We start from the raw sequence: 20,534 nt of genomic DNA on the forward strand, positions 1-20,534 counted from the left end.
AGTGACCGGCGTAAAACCCCGTAGTGGCGGCATCCGCCCCAGAGAACGGGCAAAGTAGAACGTAAAAGACTACCCTCCTGTCTGCGGAGCGGCTATGGTCTCGGTCATGAAGCCGATCATCCTCCTCGACATCAACGGCGTGCTCAACCCCAAGCTTCAGCCGGGTGACGAGTCTGATGGGAAGAATGTGCAGCTCTCGGATTTAAAGGTTGCCCTGGTGCGTCGGCTCGCCACCAAAGGGAGGCTCGCGTGGGTATCGACGTCAAATGAGGATCTTGTGGACAGCCTCGAAGCGCAGCTGCAGCTTGAGGTGAAACCGCTGCGCGTGGAGATCATGCCGGAGCCGGACGATGAGGACCAGCAGACGCCAAAGCTGGGGTCAGTATCCAGGTGGTTGAACAAGATGGAGGCCGAAGGCGGCGCTGACTGGGACGCCATTGTGTGGATCGACGATGCACTGGAGGCTGACGTGCACGACTGGGCTCACCAGCACCACCAACCCGTCCTGCTGGAGAAGCCTAACCCTGAGGAGGGCCTGACAGAAGCCCACGTCGTGGCGGTGCAGGTTTTCATTAACGACGAGGACCGGGACCATGCGCCCTGACAGCAGATGCATTCCGCCACCCGCCAAGCGCAGTACGGTCACGGCCTGAGGGGTAAGGGCGTGTACCGTCACCTTCGAATGGAAAAACAGCGCAATTTAAGGCCCGGGGCCTTACGCGACGCGGGCGTACGGTGGCGGTACTCGCCCGCGGATAACTGGGATGCCAGCTGAACCTCTAGAGTCTTTGCCTATGAAGGCCCCAGCCAATAATGTCCCGGTTCGACCCGTCCAGCGCGTCGTCATCGTTCACGGATATCAATCGTCTCCGGATGCAAACTGGTTCCCCTGGCTTCAAAGCGCCCTTGAAGCTGAGGGCATAGGAGTCATAGTCGTTCCACTCCCCGACCCGGACGATCCTGGCAAAGCAGCTTGGGAGAACGCAGTCAGCACGGCACTAGGAGTGCCCGATGCGACAACAGTGGTTGTAGCACATTCCCTCGGCGTGGTCACCGTCCTACGGGTACTCGAGACACAGCCGGAACCTTGGGAGCTGGGTGGTCTCGTCTTGGTCGCCGGGTTCACTGAACCACTGGAAGCCTTGCCGGAACTCGATGGTTTCCTCGCAACTGACGTTGCCGTTGAGCGGGTGGCAACGAGCATTCGGGAACGAACAGTATTTCGCTCCGACACGGATCCTTTCGTGCCGCCGGAAGCATCCGATGAACTGGCCCGACGTCTAAGCGCACGTCTGCAGGTCTACCCGGGAGCAAGACACTTCATGGCAGAGGATGGCGTTACAAGGCTGCCGGCTCTGCTTGACCTGATTCGGTCCAAATAGGGGCTTCCGGTAAAGAAGCCCCTAAACCGCCCTTGTGGTCATGATGGGGCGTTGACGCGGCGGATCTGCCCGGCCGGCAGCTCGATATGGATTGGCAGAACCATCTGGCCAATTCCGTGCCCTACGGTTCATCGAGCCCGTATTTTTCGAGGGTTTGATCGACGTTCCGCCGCCCTGATGCCCAAAGACTTAGCGGATGACTGCTCGTCGTGGCGCGCGGCATAGTGTCGTCAGCAAGACGGCGGCGAACTCCAAGGCTGGTTTTAGCCCGTTCGGCGCACATCCATTTTCCGGCAGGTAGCCTGACAGCCCTAGTTGAAAGCCCAAAACCAGTGACGGCGCCAGCTGGCTTTACAGAACCTACATTATCGGCGCTTGAAGTTAGGCGGGGGAGTATCCCGAAGGGGCCGGCTGAGTTGAGTCGGCGCCTCGGGCGGACTTGCGGTCGATCTACTCCAGCTGGCGAGCACTTCTGAACGTACTGCTAGGACAATTGTGAATCCTGCAGAGGAAAGTCTTACCAGGCACCTGACAGCTAGCGAACGCCGGCTTGCCCACGAGGTCTAGGGGTACCTGTGACAAGCCTGCCCGAAGGCACGAACTGTCTAAGCCTAAGGCAGCTGGAGTCGGTTTTGACACAGAATTCACCGGCGTGCTGCCGTCAAAGCTCAGGCCTTCGAGGGCAAGATGGAAACCATGGAAGTCCTTGCAAGCCGCATCCTGCTTTGTCCGTCCGACCTTGAGCGCAGCCACCGTTTCTACCGAGACACGCTGGGCCTGGCAATTTACCGGGAATTTGGGAACGAAGATGCGCTGGGCCTTGTGTTCTTCCTCGGTAACGGTTTCCTCGAAGTCAGTGGACATTCTGCCCATCCACCAGGCGGCGCCGTGGCGATCTGGATCCAGGTTCGCGACGTGCAGCTCGAGCACCAGCGACTGCTTGCAGCTGGCGTAGCAGTGATACGCGAGCCGCAGAAGGAGCCATGGGGGTTGGTGGAAATGTGGATCATGGACCCGGACGGAGTGCGCATCGTGCTGGTTGAGATTCCGAGTGATCACCCCCTGCGGCGCGACCAGCGGCAAACATTAGCGGATGCATGACGTCGCCCTGCCCAGTTTTCAAATAAACTCCTTTCGCCTTGCCTGCGGACTATCTTTGCGAGGCGTTGAATAAGGCTATTCACAGGATGTGGAAAGTGAACGAGCACATTGTCGGTCAGGGGCTACCCTCGTTTCAAACCGGTTCGCCGTCGTCAGGCAAGTCAGCGGTAGACGCTAACTTGACTGACTGACCCTGAGGGTCTCCTCAGTGCTTGCCGGCGAGACCCTGAGTGCCTTCAGATCGCGGGTGCGCTCAACCTCAAAACAAGGATGCCAAGGGCGCTGCCCTAACGCTGACGGAAGCATGGTCGGTCTTCTCGTTTCGGATCCGGTGCGTTAGCGCGAAGCGGATCCGTGATTGGCCACCTTCTTGAGCTCTTGCCTTGGGGAAGACCAGGCCGAGGTTCGGCGTCCGTTTCTGGAAGTGAACACTGGCGTCTAAAAGGAAGCAAGCGTAGCCTCTGTTGAAGGATCACCCGCAAACGCCAGCCATGTTTAAAACCAAGCAGGTTGGTTACAGTCCCTTGTTAGGGGCGGAGATGGCTGGATGGAACGCTGACACTGCCGCCGGGCCGCTGGGGGCCGGGACCATTACTTTGGTCGAGGGGTCCTCCTTCTGCATCTCTTTACCGAACGGGGACATCCGGGCCGAACATCCGCATGGACTTTTCGTCCAAGACACGCGCATCCTCTCCCAATGGAGCCTGACGATCAACGGACAGCCTCTTGAGCCGCTGGCAGCGGAGACGAAGGAACCCTACCGGGCGCTGTTCGCTGGTCGTGTTGCCCGGTCCGATGGATATGCGGACAGCCCTCTGATCGTTGAGCGGCTGCGGGAAGTGGGGTTCGGTATCCAGGAACAGGTTACCGTTCGCAACTACTCCTTAGAGCCGGCTGACTGCGTGATCTCCCTGAGGGTTGAGGCGGATTTCGCAGATCTTTTTGAGGTCAAAGAGGCACGGATCCAGCGGCGCTGGGACGAAACACGCCGAGTGGACGGTGAAGCTCTAAGCATCCAAGCGCTGTGGCAGGATGTTCGGAGAGGCATGATCGTGCAGGCTCCCGGGGCATACGTCAGGCCGGAGTCCCTCACTTACCGGGCGTCCGTCGCGCCGCACGGCCAGTGGAGCACGATCCTTACTGTGATGCCCGACTTCGAGGAGATCGCTGAAGAGGCGTCGTTCGCCCATAGTGACCGGGATGAACTCTCCCCGAGCGACAGGCGCCGGCGGGAGTGGGTGGCCAAGATCCCGGTGCTGCAGATGGAAAACCGCTCCATCGAACGGACGCTGCGGCGGAGCTACGACGACCTGGGATCCCTTCGCATCGAGGACCCGAACCACCCGGACCGCGTGGTCGTGGCGGCGGGCGCGCCCTGGTTCATGACCTTGTTCGGCCGGGACTCGCTTTGGGCTTCTCAAATGGCGCTGACCGTGGATCCCTCCCTGGCCTTAGGCACCCTGCAAACGCTGGCAGATCGCCAGGGCACGGTGGTGGACCCGATGAGTGAGGAGGAACCCGGGAAAATCCTGCACGAGGTCAGGCTCGATGTTTCCAGCAGGCTCGCATTGGGCGGGAAATCTGCCTACTACGGCAGCGTCGACGCCACCCCACTGTTCGTGCACCTCCTCGGGGCTGTAAGCCGCTGGGGAGTCGCTGCCGATATCATTGCAGCCCTACTGCCCCACGCGGACCGGGCACTGGACTGGATTCGAGACTATGGCGACAAAGACGGCGACGGTTTTGTCGAGTATGAGCGCCTCAACAACCAAGGCCTAATTAACCAAGGCTGGAAGGACTCCTGGGACGGCATCAACTTCGCCGACGGACGCTTGGCCGATCCCCCTATTGCGCTCTGCGAGGTGCAGGCGTACGTCTACGGCGCATACATTGCCCGTGCTTGGATGGCATTGGACGCTGGTGAAGAAGATTTGGCAAAGGAGTTGGCCGACCGCGCCGCCCAACTCAAGAGGCGGTTCAATGAGCAGTTTTGGATGCCCGATCGGGGCTACTACGCCATCGCCCTGGATGGAACGAAACGCCAGGTTGATGCTTGTGCTTCCAACATGGGCCATTGCCTATGGTTCGGCATCATCGATGATGACAAGGCGCCGATGGTTGCCGAACGTCTGATGTCTTCGGAAATGTTCAGCGGCTGGGGCGTTCGGACCCTGGCAAGTGACATGGGGGCCTACAACCCCGCCAGTTACCACAACGGCTCGGTCTGGCCGCACGACAACGCGCTCATCACGAGCGGCCTGCTGCGATACGGTTTTGTCTCCGAGGCGCAGCGGATCTCGACGGCCCTTTTGGAAGCCGCAGAACATTCCGGCGGTCGCCTGCCGGAACTCTTCTGCGGCTTCGGCCGGGACCAGTTCGCCGAGCCCGTCCCCTACCCGACGGCTTGTTCGCCGCAGGCCTGGGCCGCGACCACACCGATCCACTTGGTGACGAGCCTGATGCGCTACCACCCGCACGTTTCCCGCGGTGGCCTCTGGATGGACCCAGTCCTACCGGAATCCTATGGCGACCTGCACATTGCAAACGCACCGATGGCCGGTGGCCGCATCACCATCGACATTGCCAATTCCGTCCCATTCGTCCAGGGGCTGCCCGAAGGAATAGTATTCCACCGCGGACATCGACCATGGATGACAGAATTGGTGCAGCAAATGATCCAGCCTCGGCAAGCATAGCCCGCTAGGTTGCCCCGCGAACCAACCCCGTCTAGCACCGGGTGTGGCGCCTCAACAAATCGGTGTGCTGTCTTCCCCTAGGGCAGTGTGACTGCCCTAGGGCCCAGTGCAAGGCGCTCCTTTGTTCGACGTCGGGCGCTTGCTACGGAAGCCGCGGATGGGTATAACACCGGATACGCCACCCCGCGTTGGCGGAGCGGCGCACCTGCAGGGAGCGGGATGGCCCGTTGCTGTCCTTAGAGACTCTGTGCAGCCGGATTCACGGGTTCGGTGGTGACGGGGAGCGATCCGCCATTTTTTCCTACCCGGTGAGACAGTTTCGGGAGAATGAGCCAGCAAATCGTCGTGATGACGATCGGGGCGACCAGGAGAAGGACTATGTCCTGCGCTGGCCAGGCAAGAGCCAGAAGTGCGCCGCCGACGGTTGGGCCAAGGATCGATCCCATGCGGCCGCAGGCAGCCGACCAGCCAACACCGGTGGTTCGTACGGTGGCTTCGTAGATGGCGACGGCGATAGCCGTTTGCCCGATCGATCCTGCCGTAATACCCGCTCCGGCGATGAGAGTAATCGCCATGAGCAGCGGAGTTTCCACGGGAAGCACCGCCAGTGCAGCGGTCGCGAGAGCGCCGATGGTGGACATCATAACGAGGGCGCGAGCCGCGCCGATTTTTGCACACAGCGGTAAAAGGGCCAATCCGGCCACCACGCCACCGAGGCTGTACCACGCCAGACCCAAACCTGCATCAGTCTTGGACAAGCCGTAGTCACCGAACAGAGTCGGGAGCCAGGACTTCAAGGTGTATGTGACTGTAAAGATGAGGAAAGTTGCTGTCCATAGGAGCAGGGTGGCGTTGCGGTGGTCGCCGGCGAAAATGGCTACTATTCCTGTCTTGGGTGCGCCCTCCTTGGAGGAGGCCGTACGGTCAGACGTGGCCGGTACAAAGATCTGGAGGAGCAGGGCGACAACGAGTGGGGCTACGCCTGATATCCAGAGGACTCCGTCGGAACCAAAGGCTTCAATTAGGGCGCCCCCGACGAAGCCGGCCACTGTGGCCCCGCTGATCAGTCCCATGGTGACCATAACTGCGAGTGGTTGGCGCTTACCCTCCGGCCCGTTCTGGGTGCCAACGATAACGGCCATAGGCAGGACAACTCCTAGGCCAACACCTGTGATTGCACGGGTGATGCTCAAGAGCATCATCGATTCCAGCGGCAGTGTGGCTGCGCTGAGGAGGGTTGCCACGCCGAAGACGGCAGTGCCGAGAACCAGCAGCCGCTTCTGCCCGATCAGTTTGGACAGGGCACCGCACGAGAGGTAACCGACAACAACGCCTATGTTGGTCAGCACCAGCGGGTAGGTGAAAGCAGCCGGGGTGGTGCCCCACTCTGGTGCGAGATGTGGGACGAGCATGGCTAATATCGCGGTATCGAAACCATCCGTAAGTACCGCAAGGAAAGCCAGAGCAATAACGGCCTTCTTGACGCCAACCGTTGCCTGGTCTTGGAACGCCATATCTTTCATTGTATTTCTCCTGGAATTAGGAGTCCCCTTTAGCAGGGAACAAGGGCGATGTGCTCGCTTTGATGTGAGCTTCATCAGCTCGTATCCCGAAAGGTCGGACGGCCGTCTTCCACTGAAAGGTTGTGCTGGCCGTATGTCTAACTGGGAATCTATAGGATCGGCTTTTGACTGACGTGGGGTTCTTGGGGCGAGGCGGGCCACGCCCGGTTCTTTGGTTCGCTGTAATGGTTCTGTCAGCTGAGAGGCAGGACAACCGACTTTCGCCATTCGGCGGACTGATCGACGGCAATTTCGGATACGTCAACCGACAGCAGGTCCCGGCCGACGACGACGGTGCCTTCAAATTCGGACTTGGCTCCTTGCCAGAACTCGTTGTCGGACACGGTGCCGTCGCCGGGATAAATGTGGTTCAGCACGAGTGCCTTAGCGTTGGCCCGTGTTGCGACTGTTCCTACACCTGGAATGGCTGGCAGTCCGTCGCCGGGCTCCCTCCCTACCAAAGGGGTGTGCGCAGTGAGGAACTGGCGGGCCATCGTTGAGTAGATGTGGGTCCCTTTGAACCGCTCGATAGCTGGGTCCACGGCCATGACCTCGTTGACGAGCACGTCTGCTCCCTGTGCTAGCGCCACAAGATTGGCGCAGGGGCTGGTGTCGCCACTGAAGACAACAGATCCCTGCGAGGTGTCAAACCGGAACGCAAAGGCGGGGAATACCGGGGGATGGTCTACGAGGGTGGCAGTGACCCGAACTTTCTCGTCCTCGTAAATCAGGAATCCGTCTCCTGCCGGGGAGGGGTTGGTCAGGCTGGAGCCGACGGGCAGAGTGATGTCGTTGGTTCTGAACATGGGGGATCCGAAGACGCCTGTGAAGTCAAGGGCGCGTCCGTTCTTTCGCCGTGTCGAACGAAGGCGTTCGTTTATGTCGTAGGCATTGGCCTTGATGAACAACTCCGTCATGTCACGTAGCCCGGGGGTGGGCAGCTCCGGGGTGATCAGGGGAGTTTCCTCGTAATCAGGGAGCCCGGGAATCTGGGATCCATCCGGGTCACCAGCAGACGCCCGGCCCGGCCCGAACAACTCGATGGTTTGTTCGTCGGCATTCCAGTTGGTCCAATTGAGCATGAAGAAATTGAAGTAGTCCGAGTAGTGATCGGAGTGAAGGTGGGTAATGAACATGCCCCGGACCTGGTCGAACGGGAGACCAGCTTCAGAAAAGCGCACCGGAAGGCCGCTCCCTGCGTCAATGATGTAGATACTTCCATCAACAACCAGGGCACTGGAGGTTGCGGCACGCTCCCCTGGGATCGGTCCGCCCTGGGTTCCTAGCAGGACGACATGGGTTCCCGTGGATGGAACCTTGGAGACGGAGTCACGGAGGTTGGTGGTGTACTCGGCTGCCTTGTAGTTGGACGGTCCGCTGTTGCTGAGCATGAGGGCGCTCCTCTAGAAATGGGGTACATGGGATCTGAGCGAATTTCCTCTGGGGTTCTGGTCCGTCCGATCTGCTGACCAGGCTCCTTGAGTTGCTTCCTGGTCCCATTCTTTGTGATTGGGGTCACCAAGTAAAACAGCAATATGCGGGGATGATTGTAAGGAACGCTTACAAAGCAGCGAACGGTTTGCGGCGGACCTTTCCGACGAGGAACCTATCCGATGAGTTTCCTAACTGCCTCGCCCCGCAGGAGCTCTGCTAGTTTTTCCACCTTGTCAATTCGTCGCCGGCCGGCTGGTAACGCCATAACCAGGGAATTGTCAGAGATCGGATCATTGACCGGTACGGCTACTACCGGCGAGCTGTCTGGCGCTGATGCTGCTGGGTAGATGTACAGGAGGGAGTATCCAAACCCGCGCGCCACCATGGCCCGGATAGTTTCCGGACTCGCGAAGGTCCAACGAATGTCAGGTTCCACACCGGCTTCCCGCATCACGGCCAGCATGGCCTCAAGGGCCGGCCCCTCGGGCGTGATTGCGGGTTCGTGAGCAAGTTCAGCCAACGAGATGCTCGGACGTGTGGCGAGGGGATGGCTAGGAGGTAGAGCCACCTTAACCCGAATGGGGCACACGGGCAGGTACTCAAGGTCTCCTGACAGCTGGCGCTGAAAAACGAGGCCAGCATCCACCTGCCCATCCCTCACCATTTGCAGCACCTCACTCCCCTTGCCCTCACGGAAGACCAGATGCACGTTAGGGTGCAGTTCGGAGAAGGCTGAAGCGATCAATGGGATGAGGAGCGGCGACAACGCAAGCGTGCAGCTGACGGTCAGTTCACCAGTCAGTTCCCCGTGGCCGGAGTGCCCAAGGCTTTCAATTTCCGCAGCGTCTCTGAGGATGTTCCTTGCCAGGGGCAGCATCGCTCGGCCCGCAGCGGTTAGGACAACGCCTTTGGCTTTCCGCCGAACGAGCAGTTGTTTACCCATACTGCGTTCGAGCTCGTTGAGGCCGTTGGAGATGCCAGCATGGGAAATATGACAAAGGCTGGCAGCGCCGGTAAGGCTGCCTGTCTGAACGGCCGCCACGAAGTACTCAAGCTGCTTTAAGGTAAAGCCGTTCACAACTTCAGCTTACATTTTCCTGGATGAACAACAGCGTGCATCTTGGCCGTGGGGAAAGCGAACCCCTCATTCGACCTGATCATGCAAGTTCCATTCGTTTCCCGCCCTGATCTGCTTGCCTTGTCTTCAGAGGAATCACCACAGGCATGGCCCACCGTGTGTGCGATATGGGCCACACCAACCCCTACCGACTTTTACTGAGTCCGTCACCTTGGCTTGCTACTTGTCGGCCTCGTCTTGGGTGCTGAATAGGGAAGAGGCAGTGAGCCGAAATAGACTAGCCTGGACCGCGGCCGCAACTCCTCACCAGCGCGCTGGACTTTGGGTAGGCGCTTTTAGTGATCTGAAAGTCGTCTCCAGCAACCTAGGCTGGAACCGAAGGGGCGCGCCGAGCGCCACTCGTCTCCTGAAGGGAATAGGCACGATGCCCGCTGCCACTCGAGGCGCGTCGGACCGGACTACCAGGTTCGGCTTCGCCTTTATCGGTGTTCTGCTCATCGCAGTCAATCTTCGGGTGTCCTTCGTCAGCGTGGGACCGGTGCTCGCGAACATCAGCAACGAACTTGAGCTATCCAGTGCGGCAGCAGGGTTCCTAACAGGTGTTCCGCTCATGGCTTTCGCAGTCTTCTCGCCTGTGGCGCCCGGCTTCGCTTCCCGGCTAGGTCTCGACCGGGCGCTGTGGACGTCCCTGCTGATCCTCGCCTTGGGCATCGTACTTCGCTCCTTACCGGTGCCCGGCTTCATCTGGGCAGGCACCGGGCTGATCGGCTTGGCTATCGCGTTTCTCAATGTTCTAGTGCCCTCCCTCGTAAAGCGGGACTTTCCCACGAGGGTCAGCCAGGTCACCGGAAGCTACTCCGCCACGCAAGCCGCCTTCGCGGCGATCGGGGCCGCCGTCGTCGTTCCCGTGGCACAAACGTCCCAGGAGGGTTGGCGTTTTGCTCTCGGAATGTGGGTGGGACTTGCTCTAATTGCCATGGCTGTGCTCCTGCCGTGGCTGCGCCGGCACACGTCAGGCCCTCCGCGCGCCACCAAGTCGCAAATCTCTTACCGGTCGCCCTGGACCTCAGCCCTGGGCTGGCAGGTGACGATGTTCATGGGCCTGCAATCGATCGCCTTCTACGTTCTGATGGCATGGCTGCCCACCATCGAACAAAGCCGCGGCGTGCCCCCCACTACCGCGGGTATACATCTGTCCGTTTTCCTGCTCATCAGCGTGTTCGCCAGCCTTGCCACAGGGGGAATCCTTCACCGGGGTTCAGACCAACGGCTTGTATCGCTCGCCAGCGGCGCGCTGATGTTCGTGACGTTTCTCGGGCTGGCATTTGCGACGGACCTCATAATGCTCTGGGTCCTTTTGGGCGCAATCGGGTGCGGGAGCCTTATTGTCATCGCTCTGTCACTGTTCAGCCTCCGGACCGTGAATTACCCTCAGGCAGCATCTTTGTCGGGAATGGCGCAATCTGTCGGCTATGGTCTAGGTGCTGTCGGGCCGGTGATGTTCGGCGGTCTTCGCGACCTCAGCGGAGACTGGACGCTGCCGCTCCTCGTCACTGCGGGCATCATGGCTGCTGTTTCCGTGACCGGTGTGCTCGCCGGACGTGATCGGGTCATCGGCGGTAAAAAACATAATGAGGTAGGGTCCGCTGTTCCTGGCCGTGAGACACCACCTTGACCCGAGATGCACGGGTGAAACCGATACTGCAACCTTTGCCCGTGTCGGCGCCTGGTTCGTCAAACGACCGGAAGTTCACCTTAGACAGCTGAATGCCTCCGGCCTGGAAGGACTAAGAGTTGCCATGAGCGGCTTCCTACTGGAATACCACCTCGGACGAAGTCCAAAGACTCCGCGGCACGTCCAGCAGTCATTGAAGCATTGCAGTCACAGATGTACCTGGGCATTTGCGGCTGCGTCAGATGAATATCAAACCGCCCCATGCAGTAGTGGTGGGCGTCGTGCCGCCAAAGACCGCCTTGAATTCTTCTTCCAATAGGGCCCTCATAGACAGTTCGAGGATGCTCTCGTTGCCTTCGTAAGCTGGCGTAACAGACATCTTCGTCTCCTTCTGTGATAAAGGTCCACCCCGAGGCTGCATTGTCCCGGGCGTGAACTAAGAATATATCGTTCTGGCGACGCTCGTAAGGGAACTGACATGAAAATCTTTCTAAATATCAGCTCTGGTTGTGCTCCGGCTATCACTTCTGCATACTCACCGCGGGCCAGTGGCCCTAGCCTTGCTTCCAAACGCTGGGCTAGCGCTCGTTGGCTTGGGCTTCATTCCCTTCTTCATCCTCCCGCCGTCGGCATTGCTGCTCCTGGAGTCCCTCGAGTTCCTAAGCAAGGTCGCCATCCGGGGGCACGAAGACTGGCGGGCAAGTTCGGCATCACACAAACGGCTTGACAGAAACATTGAGATTCCCTTCAGGACCCTTGCGAGGTGAGGCACCTAACGCTAAACTTGATCAACCGCTCAGGTAACGCGTTCTCGGTTCAGCTCCGGTGCCCCAATCCACTGATCTTCCAGCACCACGGGTTTTCTGAACTACTTCCCCTCGGGTAACGGCTGTTGAACAGGGGGCCTGCCCCCAGGTCAGTTGACCAAACTGCAGCCCGCATCTTCGTATTTCCAGTTGCGGCTGCACGAGAAGCGCCACCTCTCGTGGTGAGGATTGACCGAAGCGAGAGGACCACAAGAACAAGAAATGAATAACCAATCTCAATGAGAGCCGAAAAACAATCGGCAGTGCGAGCTGCCGTCATAACCGGTGCCACCGCAGGCATCGGCGAAGCTGTGGCCAGGAGCCTCTACGCCGAGGGATACCACATCGTGCTAGTGGGGCGTTCGCAGGTGCGGGGAGAAACGCTGGCCGATTGCCTCGGAGAACGGGCCCGATTCCTCCAAGCGGACATAACTGAGCCGGGCCGGCCAAAATTCATTGTTGATCAAGCACTTGCCTTCGCCGGTCGCGTGGACGTGCTTGTAAACAACGCTGGCATCGACCACACCGGCGATATCCTCGGCACGCCGATTGAAGACGTCAGGGAAGTGTTTGAGACAAACACCTTCGCCGCTCTTGCCATGCTCCAGGCAGCGGCTTGTGCAATGTCCACTCGCGGCGGCGGTTCGATTATCAACGTCTCCTCCCGACTGGCGTCAGTAGGCGTTGCAACTATGGGTGTGTACGCAGCTTCAAAAGGCGCTGTATTGGCCATGACCAAATCGGCAGCCGTGGAGCTCGCACCCCGCAACATCCGCGTGAACGCGGTAGCCCCTGGAATGACGCGGACGCCCCTCTACGAGGATTGGCTGGCTTCACTGCCTGATCCTCACTCCGCTGAAGAGGAGGTAGTCGCCGGAATCCCCCTTCGACGCGTCGCGAAGGTTGAAGATGTAGCTGCTGCGGTGGCCTTTCTAGCTTCCGAGAAGGCCAACTACATCACGGGTGTCTCCTTGCCCGTTGACGGCGGCTACACAGCAGCATAGTCACCGGACAGGCAGCGAAGTGAAGCCCGCTCCGCCGGGTAGTCGGCTCCGTAGCTTTCAGCTTGAGGCCAAGCAGCGATTCCAGCTGGTCAGCACTCGGAGCCCACCAGGCTGGGGTGGTTTTTAACCGCCCACACTCTGGTTTGTTCCACGTCCAGGCGCATCTGCACGACCAGCTCCTCTGCGCTGTCGAACGCGATCTGAGGGCGAAGCCGTTGAAGGAGGTGAACGCGGATTAGTCTTCCGTAGAGGTCCTGGTTCACGTTCAGGAGGTGGGCTTCGAGCAGCCGGGGACCGTCATTGGAGTAGAAGGTACGACGTCTGCCTATGGAAATGGCGGCAATAGCGTGGATATCACCGATTTCCACTAGGCCGGCCCACACGCCGTCCAGTTCAGGAGATCCACTGATCTGGATATTGGCTGTGGGAAAACCCATCTCACGGCCTCGTTGGTCGCCGGGTTCGACGACGCCCTGAACAACGGTCAAGGCCTCTCTCTCCTGTCACTCCTTGTCGGCACCCAGAATTCTGCCTGCCGTCCCTCTGCTGCCAGCCCCGCCCGTTACGAAGTGCAGGGCGGGGCGGTGGCGGTCTGCTTAAGGCTTACGGAGCCTGGATGACGGCAATGCCCTGAATTTCGATCAGCGCTTCCTTCTGCCACAGGCGCGTCACGCCGATTCCGGCCATTGCCGGGTACTCGGTGCCGGCCATCTCCCGCCAGATTCTGCCGATTTCCTTGCCGTTGGCCATGTAGTCGTCCACGTCGGTGAGGTAGATCGTGACGTTGACGAGGTCCTGCGGTTGTCCGCCGGCTTCCCGCAGGGTCGTGAGCACGTTGGAGAAGGCCTGACGGAACTGGGCGACGATACCCCCGGGAACGATGTTCATCTCCTTGTCCAAGGCGGTCTGGCCTCCAAGGAAGACGGTGTTCCCGGAAAGTACGCCGTGCGCGTACCCGGACGGCTTCGGAAGCGCTGCAGGGTTGATCGTTTTGTTGGTCATGCCGGTTCCTCCTACGGATGTTTGGAAAGCATCTGGTCAGATCATTTTCCTCGTGCTACCTTGAGCTTATGTGACGATCGTAAAAAAGTCGACATATCCGATTGAAGGGAAAACCAATGAAGCTGGCCACTCTTAGGTCCGGACGGCACGGAACGACTGCTGCCGTGGCGGTTGGCGAGGACAACTACATCCCGCTGCCGTACGCCAGCGTGGGATCAATGCTGATGGACAATGGCTGGAGGGAAGTCGCCGAGGACGCCGTGTCCGGCAGGAACGCGGGCGCAGTGCCCCTGCATGGTTCCCAAGCGGAACTGGCTCCCCTGCTGCCCGCGGCAGTCAAAGTCATCTGCTGCGGCCTCAACTATGGGGACCACATCCAGGAGATGGGCCGCGCCCTCCCCGACTACCCGACGTTGTTTGCCAAGTACGCTGACACCCTGGTCGGGGCCGCAGACCCCATCTATGTTCAAGGCAGTGAGAAAGTCGACTGGGAAGCCGAGCTGGCGGTTGTTATTGGTTCCAACATGTACCGCGTCGACGAGGACCAGGCCCTGGCCGGCATCGCCGGCTACACCGTCGCTAACGACATCTCGATGCGGGACTGGCAGAACCGCACCCTTCAGTGGTTCCAAGGAAAAGCCTTTGATGCCACCACTCCGCTGGGTCCCGTCATGCTAACAGCGGACGAGGCACCGGCTGATTTCGACGTCCACGGCTACGTCAATGGCGAGCAGGTACAAAAGGGCAATACGTCCACCCTCGTGTTTGGCCCCGCAAAACTGGTGGCCTACATCTCGCAATTCACGATGCTTCGACCAGGAGATGTGGTTCTCACCGGAACCCCCGGCGGCGTTGGAATGGGCATGACACCTCCCCGCTTCCTGCGCGACGGAGACGTCCTCACCACCGAAATTCCAGGCATCGGACGCCTCGAAAACCGCATTCACCTCTCCCCCACCCCTGATCCGGGCAATACCGCCCCGGCTCAGTCAACCGCCTCAAGCACCAAGGAGTGACCACCATGACCAACACCACCACCGAATACCTGACCGAAGGCGACAACTCCTCTTACGCTGGCCCGGACGGCAAGGTCGTCCCCGTAATCACCCGCGCCGGGCAGGAAGACACCAACACCGCCCAGTCCGGTGACTGCATCCGCGTCTCAGGGGTTTCCATCCAGCACACCCCGGCTACGAAGATCTGGTTCGGACAGGTATCCAACACCCCGGGTTACCGCTCGCTGCCGCATCACCACGGCGAAGCGGAAACTGGCGGATACGTCCTGCGCGGCCACGGACGCATCTACTACGGCGAGAACTACTCCGAGTACCAGGACATGAAGGCCGGCGACTGGGTCTTCGTCCCTCCCTTCATGCCGCATGTTGAAGCGAACATGTCCGTGACAGAGGAACTGGTGTGGCTCACAACCCGCACCCCCGAAAACATCGTCGTGAACCTCGAAGACGTTCCCGACGTGACCCTCGCTGACTACCGTCGGGCGTAATAGCCGTGCCTTCCACGACCCCAGACGTCCAGAAGCCCACGTCGGAAATTTTCCTCCGCGCGGTGGAGCTGACACCTGCCACTGCCGAGGTCTTCGACGAGGCATATGAGGCAACGCCGCAGTATGTGCCGTGGCCCAAAGCCTACGGTGGCGACATGGTTGCCCAGTCAGCGGCAGCAATGATGCGTTCGGTGCAGTCCGACCGCGTACTGCATTCAATGCACAGCTACTTCATGCGTCCGGTCGATGTCGGGGTGCCGGTCCGGTACGAGGTCGAAAAACTTCGTGATGGCCGGGGCTACTCCACAAGGAGCGTCCGCGGCTTTCAGAGCGGAAAAGTCGTCTTTACAGGCATGGGGTCTTTCCAGGTGCCGGAAGAGGGCCCTGAATACCAGTCCCCGGCACCGGCACACTTGGACCCGGACGAACTGCGCAGCGCTGCCGAAGTCCTCATCGACGCAGACGGAGCCGCGGCAGACTACTGGGCCGCGGGCCGAAGTTTTGATATGCGCCATGTTCCGGGTCCGGTCTATGTAGCAGTTGACGGAGGTGTGCAGGCGCATCAGGCGGTATGGGTAAAGGCCTTCGGCAGCCTGCCGACAGGCGAGGACGAGCAGGCCACAGCCGACCTGCACCGCGCAGCCCTTGCCTACGTCTGCGATTACACCATCCTCGAATCGCTCCTCCGAGTTCAAAACCTGCACTGGTCTTCGCCTGGCCTCATCACCGCGAGCCTGGACCACTCCATGTGGTTCCACCGGTTCGGAAGGGCTGACGACTGGTTGCTGTACACCCAGGAAGCCGTCTCTGCACAGCGAAACCGCGGACTGGCTCTAGGCCGGTTCTTCGACCGCAGTGGCCGTTTGCTGGCCACCGTAGCCCAAGAAGGCATGATCCGCTCGGGTTCCTGACCCGGGCCCACTCCCCATCACCTGAAAGGACCGGCCATGACTTTCACATCATCGGCCCACGTGGATACGTTCACCAGGGACCACCTCCCACCGGCCCACCTGTGGCCCACCCTCGAGTTCACCCTCGACGAACTTCAGTACCCCGAAAACCTCAACGCGGGCAGCGTGCTCATCGACGACGCAGTCGCTGAGCACGGAGCTGACCGGCCGGCGCTTCACACCCCCGACGGCGCCACTTGGACCTACGGCGACCTCCAAAGGCGCGCCAATCAGGTAGCACAAGTGCTCACCGAGGATTTCGGAGTCGTTCCCGGGAACCGGGTACTCCTGCGCGGTCCGAATAATCCATGGATCGTAGCCGCCTGGCTTGGCGTGCTGAAGGCAGGCGCAGTCGTCGTCACCACCATGCCGATGCTCCGGTCAAGCGAGATCAGCACCCTGATCGATCTAACCAAGCCCGTCGTCGCCATATCCGACCACCGGTTCGTCGACGAATTGTCCGTAGCAGCAGGGGATGACGTTGCGGTACTGGCGTACGGCGGCGAAGACGAAGCTGACCTAGTCTCCCGTTGCGGGGCCAAGAGCGGACACTTCACGGCGGTGGAAACCTCCGCCGACGACGTCGCCCTCCTCGGGCCGACGTCGGGCACCACCGGGGCTCCTAAAGTGACGATGCACTTCCACCGTGACATCCTCGCCATCGCGGACACGTTCGCCCGTCACATCCTTACACCCACCCGTGACGATGTGTTTGCCGGTTCCCCGCCCATCGCCTTTACCTTCGGGCTCGGGGGCCTTGTCATCTTCCCGTTGCGGTTCGGCGCTTCGGCCCTGCTGACAGAGCGTGCAGCGCCTGTGGAACTGGCCGAGAACGCGGAAGCTGCAGGTGCAACCATTCTGTTCACGGCGCCGACCGCTTACCGGGCCATTCTCAAGGCTGAACGGGGTGATCTTCTCAGCAGGCTTCGGGTCGCTGTATCAGCTGGAGAGCACCTGCCAAAGGAGACGTGGGAAGCTGTGCACCAGGCTACGGGCGTACGCCTGGTCAACGGTATCGGTTCCACCGAGCTGCTCCACGTCTTCATTTCCGCTGCAGGGGAAAACATCCGCCCCGGAGCCACGGGCAAGGCCGTCCCGGGCTACCGGGCGACCATCCTGGACGATGAAGGGCGGGAGGTCGCGACTGGTGAACCCGGACGCCTGGCGGTCATCGGCCCAACCGGATGCCGATACCTGGACGATCCGCGGCAGGAAAAGTACATCCTGAATGGTTGGAACATCACCGGTGACACTTTCCTGCGCGACGAAGACGGCTACTTCATCTACCAGTCCCGGTCTGACAACATGATCGTTTCCTCCGGGTACAACATCGGTGCGCCGGAAGTCGAAGCAGCCATTGACCAGCACCCCGATGTTCTCGAGAACGCTGTGATCGCCCGGCCGGACCCCGAACGTGGCAGCATCGTCTGCGCTTTCATCGTGCTGCGCGAGTCGGTTATCGGTGACGACGCCAAACGCAAAGAAATCCAGGACTTCGTCAAAGCCACAATCGCCCCCTACAAGTATCCGCGGGACGTCAGGTTTGTCGACACACTGCCCCGAAACCCGAGCGGCAAGCTGCAGCACTACAAGCTGCGCGACCAAGTCAACCACGAGAATGACCAGTTGGCCGGCGCGTCCGCCCAGCCATAAAGGAGTAATGCCATGAAGATCGCAATTGTTGGCGGCGGCCCCGGCGGCCTGTATTTCGCGACGCTGATGAAACAGCTCGACCCCACCCACGACATCACACTGTGGGAACGGAACGCAGCCTCAGATACCTTTGGGTTCGGCGTTGTCTTCTCAGACGAAACCCTCGGTGGCATCGGCAACGCAGATCCTGTTGTGGCCGAGTACATGAGCCGGCGCTTCGCCCGCTGGTCCGACATCGACATTCATTTCCGCGGTGAAACGCTGACCGTCGGTGGCCAGGGTTTCGCAGCCATGAGCCGGAAGGAACTCCTGGAACTCCTGCAACGGCGCTGCCTCGAACTCGGTGTAGACGTCCGTTTCAGCACCTCGGCACCGCCCATCGCAGACCTTGAAGCAGGATACGACCTCGTCCTCGCTTCTGACGGAATCAATTCCCAAATCAGAAGCGAGTACGCGGATTCCTTCGGTCCCAGCCTGGACCGGCGCCCCAACAAGTTCATGTGGCTGGGCACAAACCAGGTCTTCGAGGCGTTCAAGTTCTTCGTCAAAGAGACCGAATTCGGCACGATGCAGATCCACGGTTACCCGTACTCTGACGAAGGCTCCACCTTTATTGTGGAAATGTCCGAAGACGTCTGGCAGGCTGCAGGCTTCGACGAAACAGCAGATGAGATTTTCGCTCCAGGAGTCTCCGACGAGAAGGCGATCAGCAAGATCCGCTCCATCTTTGCTGAGGAGCTCAAGGGATATGACGTCCTCGCCAACAATTCCAAGTGGCTGAACTTCACCACTGTCCGCAACCGCAGCTGGCGGCATGGCAACATCGTCCTGCTTGGAGATGCTGCCCACACCGCACACTTCTCCATCGGTTCCGGCACCAAGCTGGCAATGGAGGATTCCCTGGCACTGGCAGCCTGCCTGCACGAGCACCAAAGCCTTGAGGATGCCATCGCCGCCTACGAAACCGAACGGCGTCCTGTCGTTGAGTCCACCCAGCGCGCTGCCCAGGCATCGCTGGAGTGGTTCGAACGAATCGGCCAGTACAAGAACCAGGACCCGACACAGTTCGCCTTCAACTTGCTCACCAGGTCCCGGCGTATCACTCAGGAAAACCTTCGCCTTCGCGACCCCGAATTCGCCGAGGCCGTCGACCGGAAGTTCGCTGAGCTCCAGGGGCTGCCAACGGCTGCCCCCGCCATGTTCCAGCCTTACCGGATCGGAGGTCTGGAACTGAAGAACCGTGTCGTCGTCTCAGCGATGGACATGTACTCGGCCTCCGAGGGCAACCCGGGCGACTTCCACCTGGTCCATCTCGGGTCCAAAGCCCTGGGTGGCGCTGGACTGGTCATGACAGAAATGGTGTGTGTCTCCTCAGAAGGACGTATCACCCCCGGCTGCTCGGGGCTCTACACCGATGCGCAGCGCGACAGTTGGAAGGACATCGTTGATTTTGTCCACACCCGTTCCACGGCAAAAATCGGTGCACAGATTGGTCATTCCGGCCGCAAAGGGTCGACCCGGCTCATGTGGGAGGGTATTGACGAACCCCTGGAGGCAGGAAACTGGGAAACTGTAGGACCTTCGGCGCTGCCATATGGTCCGAGCAGCCAGGTTCCGCGGGAAATCGACCGCGCAGGTATGGACAAAGTGAAGGCTGATTTCGTTGACGCGGCCCGCCGCGCCGATGAGGCAGGCTTTGACCTGCTCGAACTCCATGCTGCCCACGGATACCTCCTGTCGTCATTCCTTTCCCCCGTCGCCAACCGCAGGACCGACGAATATGGCGGCAGCTTGGAAAACCGGCTGCGGTTCCCCCTGGAAGTCTTCGAGTCCGTCCGGCGGGTCTGGCCCGCGGATAAGCCCATGGTCGTCCGCCTCTCAGCCACGGACTGGATTGAAGGTGGCAACGACTCCGATGACTCCGTTGCGATTGCGCGGGCGTTCGTTGAGCACGGAGCTGACGGTATTGACGTTTCCACCGGGCAGGTCGGCAAAGAGGAAAAGCCGGCCTTTGGGCGGAGCTACCAGACCCCCTACGCTGACCGTATCCGCCAGGAAGTAGCAGCCCCAGCAGGAGTCGCCGTCATCGCCGTTGGAGCCATTTCCACCTACGACGACGTCAACTCCGTTCTGCTCGCCGGACGTGCCGACCTGATAGCCCTGGGCCGCACCCACCTTTACGACCCCCAGTGGACCCTGCATGCCGCCGCTGAGCAGGGTTACCGGGGCCCGGGGGCCGTTTGGATCCCCCAGTTCAAAGCCGGAAGCCGGAAGCCGCCAAGCGCAAGGACCGACGCGGTGCGGCCGCGGCTCTCCCTGCTCAAGGAACCCGACGCCGTTGTCGCTGACGGCCACCTGCGGTGGACGCCGGCACTGGTCGACGCTGCCGCGCTGGTCCAGTAACCCCAGGTTGCCCCCGGCGGCAGTACGGCCGCCGGGGCAACCTGCACAGTACAACCAGACCGACCGATATATAGCTTTCTTTTGGCTGTCGGAATGATTGTGTTATGCTCTTTTCAGGCAATGTGACCTCCACCACTAGCGGTTCTTCCGGTTCCGCGGTGGGAGGGTGCATCTGTCCAAGTATGAACGCAGCGTAAGCCGTTGCGGGCCCACCGGGCCAAAAAATCTCGGTGGTGTGTGAGACACGTTGGTGTTACACGCGTATGCCTCTCGGCTTGTACGTT

General features: G+C 60.3%; 17 protein-coding genes. 11 read left to right on the plus strand and 6 right to left on the minus strand.

Annotated features, from left to right (window positions below):
- Positions 1–106: 106 nt before the first annotated feature.
- The 4 genes from AC5RTT_RS04095 to AC5RTT_RS04110 all read left to right on the plus strand — a co-directional run bounded on the left by AC5RTT_RS04095 (position 107) and on the right by AC5RTT_RS04110 (position 5,179).
- The gene (locus AC5RTT_RS04095; protein WP_493993680.1) at positions 107–604 is read left to right on the plus strand and encodes an HAD domain-containing protein; all 498 of its coding nucleotides are present in this window, start codon (positions 107–109) and stop codon (positions 602–604) included.
- A gap of 190 nt (positions 605–794) precedes the next feature.
- The gene (locus AC5RTT_RS04100) at positions 795–1,382 is read left to right on the plus strand and encodes an RBBP9/YdeN family alpha/beta hydrolase (protein WP_494144109.1); all 588 of its coding nucleotides are present in this window, start codon (positions 795–797) and stop codon (positions 1,380–1,382) included.
- 696 nt (positions 1,383–2,078) lie between these two features.
- Positions 2,079–2,483, plus strand: a complete 405-nt coding sequence (locus tag AC5RTT_RS04105; protein ID WP_494144110.1) for a VOC family protein — start codon at positions 2,079–2,081, stop codon at positions 2,481–2,483.
- Between the two features lie 539 nt (positions 2,484–3,022).
- Positions 3,023–5,179 (plus strand): amylo-alpha-1,6-glucosidase, encoded by a 2,157-nt coding sequence (locus tag AC5RTT_RS04110; RefSeq protein WP_494144124.1) that lies wholly within the window; start codon positions 3,023–3,025, stop codon positions 5,177–5,179.
- 236 nt (positions 5,180–5,415) lie between these two features.
- On the opposite strand, the gene AC5RTT_RS04115 is transcribed toward AC5RTT_RS04110, so the two are convergent.
- From AC5RTT_RS04115 to AC5RTT_RS04125, 3 genes are all read right to left on the minus strand, one after another.
- Positions 5,416–6,702, minus strand: a complete 1,287-nt coding sequence (locus AC5RTT_RS04115; protein WP_494144111.1) for an MFS transporter — start codon at positions 6,700–6,702, stop codon at positions 5,416–5,418.
- 233 nt (positions 6,703–6,935) lie between these two features.
- Positions 6,936–8,132, minus strand: a complete 1,197-nt coding sequence (locus tag AC5RTT_RS04120; RefSeq protein WP_494144112.1) for an MBL fold metallo-hydrolase — start codon at positions 8,130–8,132, stop codon at positions 6,936–6,938.
- 215 nt (positions 8,133–8,347) lie between these two features.
- The gene (locus tag AC5RTT_RS04125; RefSeq protein WP_494144113.1) at positions 8,348–9,253 is read right to left on the minus strand and encodes a LysR family transcriptional regulator; all 906 of its coding nucleotides are present in this window, start codon (positions 9,251–9,253) and stop codon (positions 8,348–8,350) included.
- 424 nt (positions 9,254–9,677) lie between these two features.
- Between AC5RTT_RS04125 and AC5RTT_RS04130 the strand changes: the two genes are divergently transcribed.
- Positions 9,678–10,928 carry an MFS transporter gene (locus AC5RTT_RS04130; RefSeq protein WP_494144114.1) on the plus strand — a complete coding sequence of 417 codons (1,251 nt, stop codon included), beginning with the start codon at positions 9,678–9,680 and terminating at the stop codon, positions 10,926–10,928.
- 238 nt (positions 10,929–11,166) lie between these two features.
- On the opposite strand, the gene AC5RTT_RS04135 is transcribed toward AC5RTT_RS04130, so the two are convergent.
- Positions 11,167–11,307, minus strand: coding sequence for a hypothetical protein (locus AC5RTT_RS04135; protein ID WP_494144115.1), 141 nt, complete (start codon positions 11,305–11,307; stop codon positions 11,167–11,169).
- A gap of 666 nt (positions 11,308–11,973) precedes the next feature.
- On the opposite strand from AC5RTT_RS04135, the gene AC5RTT_RS04140 reads away from it, so the two are divergent.
- On the plus strand, positions 11,974–12,738 hold the full coding sequence (locus AC5RTT_RS04140) for an SDR family NAD(P)-dependent oxidoreductase (protein WP_494144116.1): 765 nt from the start codon (positions 11,974–11,976) through the stop codon (positions 12,736–12,738).
- Between the two features lie 89 nt (positions 12,739–12,827).
- Here the strand turns inward: AC5RTT_RS04140 and AC5RTT_RS04145 are convergent, their stop codons facing one another.
- Together AC5RTT_RS04145 and AC5RTT_RS04150 are read right to left on the minus strand one after the other, a co-directional pair.
- Positions 12,828–13,226, minus strand: a complete 399-nt coding sequence (locus AC5RTT_RS04145) for a riboflavin kinase (RefSeq protein WP_494144117.1) — start codon at positions 13,224–13,226, stop codon at positions 12,828–12,830.
- A 115-nt stretch (positions 13,227–13,341) separates the two neighbouring features.
- Complete coding sequence (locus AC5RTT_RS04150) at positions 13,342–13,740, minus strand: RidA family protein (protein ID WP_494144118.1); 399 nt, start codon at positions 13,738–13,740, stop codon at positions 13,342–13,344.
- Between the two features lie 116 nt (positions 13,741–13,856).
- Here AC5RTT_RS04150 and AC5RTT_RS04155 point away from each other — a divergent pair, with 116 nt between their 5' ends.
- Genes AC5RTT_RS04155 through AC5RTT_RS04175 form a run of 5 tightly spaced genes read left to right on the plus strand, consistent with a single transcriptional unit; the run spans position 13,857 to position 20,250 of the window.
- Complete coding sequence (locus tag AC5RTT_RS04155; protein ID WP_494144119.1) at positions 13,857–14,756, plus strand: fumarylacetoacetate hydrolase family protein; 900 nt, start codon at positions 13,857–13,859, stop codon at positions 14,754–14,756.
- Positions 14,757–14,761: 5 nt separating this feature from the next.
- Positions 14,762–15,244 (plus strand): cupin domain-containing protein, encoded by a 483-nt coding sequence (locus AC5RTT_RS04160; protein WP_494144120.1) that lies wholly within the window; start codon positions 14,762–14,764, stop codon positions 15,242–15,244.
- Positions 15,245–15,249: 5 nt separating this feature from the next.
- A complete protein-coding gene (locus AC5RTT_RS04165; RefSeq protein WP_494144121.1) occupies positions 15,250–16,155 on the plus strand; it encodes an acyl-CoA thioesterase in 906 nt (301 codons plus the stop codon).
- A gap of 36 nt (positions 16,156–16,191) precedes the next feature.
- Positions 16,192–17,847, plus strand: coding sequence for an AMP-binding protein (locus AC5RTT_RS04170; protein ID WP_494144122.1), 1,656 nt, complete (start codon positions 16,192–16,194; stop codon positions 17,845–17,847).
- 12 nt (positions 17,848–17,859) lie between these two features.
- Positions 17,860–20,250 (plus strand): bifunctional salicylyl-CoA 5-hydroxylase/oxidoreductase, encoded by a 2,391-nt coding sequence (locus tag AC5RTT_RS04175; protein ID WP_494144123.1) that lies wholly within the window; start codon positions 17,860–17,862, stop codon positions 20,248–20,250.
- Positions 20,251–20,534 lie beyond the last annotated feature (284 nt).

It is taken from the genome of Arthrobacter sp. Y3221157 (genome assembly GCF_059089865.1).

Excerpts from the sequence above, each read along its gene's own strand:
- AC5RTT_RS04110 (WP_494144124.1), top strand. The coding sequence starts at position 3,023 with ATGGCTGGATGGAACGCTGACACTGCCGCCGGGCCGCTGGGGGCCGGG.
- AC5RTT_RS04115 (WP_494144111.1), bottom strand. The coding sequence starts at position 6,702 with ATGAAAGATATGGCGTTCCAAGACCAGGCAACGGTTGGCGTCAAGAAG.
- AC5RTT_RS04100 (WP_494144109.1), top strand. The coding sequence starts at position 795 with ATGAAGGCCCCAGCCAATAATGTCCCGGTTCGACCCGTCCAGCGCGTC.
- AC5RTT_RS04140 (WP_494144116.1), top strand. The coding sequence starts at position 11,974 with ATGAGAGCCGAAAAACAATCGGCAGTGCGAGCTGCCGTCATAACCGGT.
- AC5RTT_RS04130 (WP_494144114.1), top strand. The coding sequence starts at position 9,678 with ATGCCCGCTGCCACTCGAGGCGCGTCGGACCGGACTACCAGGTTCGGC.
- AC5RTT_RS04155 (WP_494144119.1), top strand. The coding sequence starts at position 13,857 with ATGAAGCTGGCCACTCTTAGGTCCGGACGGCACGGAACGACTGCTGCC.
- AC5RTT_RS04170 (WP_494144122.1), top strand. The coding sequence starts at position 16,192 with ATGACTTTCACATCATCGGCCCACGTGGATACGTTCACCAGGGACCAC.
- AC5RTT_RS04150 (WP_494144118.1), bottom strand. The coding sequence starts at position 13,740 with ATGACCAACAAAACGATCAACCCTGCAGCGCTTCCGAAGCCGTCCGGG.
- AC5RTT_RS04175 (WP_494144123.1), top strand. The coding sequence starts at position 17,860 with ATGAAGATCGCAATTGTTGGCGGCGGCCCCGGCGGCCTGTATTTCGCG.
- AC5RTT_RS04105 (WP_494144110.1), top strand. The coding sequence starts at position 2,079 with ATGGAAGTCCTTGCAAGCCGCATCCTGCTTTGTCCGTCCGACCTTGAG.
- AC5RTT_RS04160 (WP_494144120.1), top strand. The coding sequence starts at position 14,762 with ATGACCAACACCACCACCGAATACCTGACCGAAGGCGACAACTCCTCT.
- AC5RTT_RS04095 (WP_493993680.1), top strand. The coding sequence starts at position 107 with ATGAAGCCGATCATCCTCCTCGACATCAACGGCGTGCTCAACCCCAAG.
- AC5RTT_RS04120 (WP_494144112.1), bottom strand. The coding sequence starts at position 8,132 with ATGCTCAGCAACAGCGGACCGTCCAACTACAAGGCAGCCGAGTACACC.
- AC5RTT_RS04135 (WP_494144115.1), bottom strand. The coding sequence starts at position 11,307 with ATGTCTGTTACGCCAGCTTACGAAGGCAACGAGAGCATCCTCGAACTG.